This window comes from Levilactobacillus enshiensis (assembly GCF_007115095.1).
Classification (GTDB): Bacteria; Bacillota; Bacilli; order Lactobacillales; family Lactobacillaceae; genus Levilactobacillus; species Levilactobacillus enshiensis.
In genome coordinates, this window is sequence record NZ_SULH01000049.1 from 1 (window position 1) to 253 (window position 253).

Here is a 253-nt window from a genome sequence, read left to right on the forward strand (position 1 = left end):
CACGGCCTTACGGTCTTTCACCCGAACTTTGTTTATCAAATTACGCCCAACATGAACCAGGCAACGTTGTCGTTTAGCTTTGGGAAAATGCCGATTTAAGCCTTCATCCAAACCAACTAACCTATCGGCCACAAACAACAGCACATCTTTGACCCCTTGCTTAATCAGGGTTCCCAGTAATTCAGTCCAGATCCCAGTTGATTCCGTCGGCGCCACTTGGTAGTTCAGCACTTCTTTCGTACCATCTGGACGA

At 47.4% G+C, this 253-nt stretch carries 1 protein-coding gene; it reads right to left on the reverse strand.

Going from position 1 to position 253, the window contains the following annotated elements; genetic code table 11:
- A partial coding sequence (locus tag FAY32_RS14530; protein ID WP_191988202.1) for a transposase occupies positions 1-253 on the reverse strand: 253 nt, incomplete at both ends.